Source organism: Marinobacter sp. UBA2498 (assembly GCF_002341575.1).
In the GTDB taxonomy this organism is placed as follows: domain Bacteria; phylum Pseudomonadota; class Gammaproteobacteria; order Pseudomonadales; family Oleiphilaceae; genus Marinobacter; species Marinobacter manganoxydans.
Genome location: NZ_DDOI01000107.1, coordinates 1,728 through 3,235, shown reverse-complemented (window position 1 = coordinate 3,235; position 1,508 = coordinate 1,728). Strand labels below are relative to the sequence as shown.

General features: G+C 51.6%; 2 protein-coding genes and 2 pseudogenes. 3 read left to right on the top strand and 1 reads right to left on the bottom strand.

Annotated features, from left to right (window positions below):
• From B2W52_RS14930 to B2W52_RS14920, 3 genes and pseudogenes are all read left to right on the top strand, one after another.
• Positions 1–347, top strand: a pseudogene (locus tag B2W52_RS14930) (transposase); the annotation flags it as partial.
• 93 nt (positions 348–440) lie between these two features.
• Complete coding sequence (locus tag B2W52_RS14925) at positions 441–764, top strand: nucleotidyltransferase family protein (protein WP_053112566.1); 324 nt, start codon at positions 441–443, stop codon at positions 762–764.
• On the top strand, positions 754–1,095 hold the full coding sequence (locus B2W52_RS14920; RefSeq protein WP_053112564.1) for a HepT-like ribonuclease domain-containing protein: 342 nt from the start codon (positions 754–756) through the stop codon (positions 1,093–1,095). Before B2W52_RS14925 ends, B2W52_RS14920 begins: the two co-directional genes overlap by 11 nt.
• A 152-nt stretch (positions 1,096–1,247) precedes the next feature.
• On the opposite strand, the pseudogene B2W52_RS14915 reads toward B2W52_RS14920, so the two are convergent.
• A pseudogene (locus tag B2W52_RS14915) lies at positions 1,248–1,508 on the bottom strand (tetratricopeptide repeat protein); the annotation flags it as partial.

Below are 1,508 nucleotides of genomic sequence, written 5' to 3'. Positions count from 1 at the left end.
ATCCGCTGCCGACCATGCTGCGTGAAGGCAGCATTGTGGATGCTTCCATCATTTCTGCACCAAGCTCCACGAAGAATGAAAGCGGCCAGCGCGACCCTGAGATGCGACAAACCAGAAAAGGCAACCAGTGGTACTTTGGCATGAAGATGCATATCGGCGTGGACGATACGCTCGGCTTGATCCACAGCATCGATACCACCGCTGCCAATGTCCACGACATCGTGTCCGCCGGCAACCTTCTTCACGGTGACGAGCAGCGCGTGTTCGGTGATGCCGGTTATCTTGGCATTCAAAGGCGGGATAAGCATAAAGATCGCCAAAATGTATCCTGGTTCATTGCCAAGCGCCCCGATGTTGGCCGTTCCGGCCGCCGTTTTCTTTATTGTTTGGGGGGCAAGGTTTAAACTCCAAACACATACCTGCAAGTGATTGAGTAAAGTATGGCTGCAGCTAATGCACTGGAAATGCTGAAAGAAAAACAGGACGAGATTCGGCGGCTTTGTGAACAGCACCGGGTAATGTCGTTTGGTGTTTTTGGTTCAGCCGCCACAGGCCATTTCAATGAGAACAGTGATCTGGATTTTCTTGTGGATTTTGATCCGGCGCTAACGGCCTCACAAAAAGCCGCGGCGTTTTTCGGACTAAAAGAAGATCTTGAAGTGATGTTTTCTCGCTCCGTCGATCTGGTCACTGTGTCCTCCTTGACCAACCCTTATTTCAGAGCCTCGGTTCTTGAAGAGCGGCATTCCTTGTATGCAGCGTGAGGCTCTCAAGTACCTTTACGATATTCTTGCAGCTGCTGAGAAGGTTCAGCGTTTTGTTGCTGGTAGCAGTGAAGACGATTATCTGAGTGATGAGTTGTTGCAGTCTGCTGTTGAGCGCCAGTTCGAAATCATCGGAGAGGCAATAGGTAAGTTACACAAGATTGCTCCGGACGAGGCTGAGCGGTTTGTCGATTATAAAAAGATGATCGCATTTCGGAACGTGCTTATCCACGGCTATGCGACTATCGATCCGGTGATTGTTTGGGGTGTGGTGGAAAGCAATCTGAATGACGTTTTGAATCAGGCGCGGGAAGCTCTGAGCGCTGATTAATCATCGACAGTTGATATTGGACGAATGCCTCGAAAATGAGGGTAGAGGAAAATTGCATCTGACCCCGGGTTCACGCCTTTTGCTTTGGAATAAGGCGCTTTCTTGTCGGATTACGGCTTCGCCTAATCCGACACCCCAGGCCCGAAGTTAATTCACCGCCGCTTTAAAAAATAAACACTCAAATTCTGCCCCATCAGACTCTGCACCTCACTGCCCAAAGCCTCCGCCTGAATCTGCTGCTGAACCGGCCCGGTTGCCAGGCTGTGGCCATCCACATCCCGCGCTTTTACGAGCTTCCATTCCACCTCGTTGCTGGCCATCGCCATCAAATCTTTTAGCTGGGCAGTGTCCTGCGGCCGGAACCATCTGTCCCGGCAGCCGCCGAGGCTGTAGAAATCGGCGTCGGCGGTCAG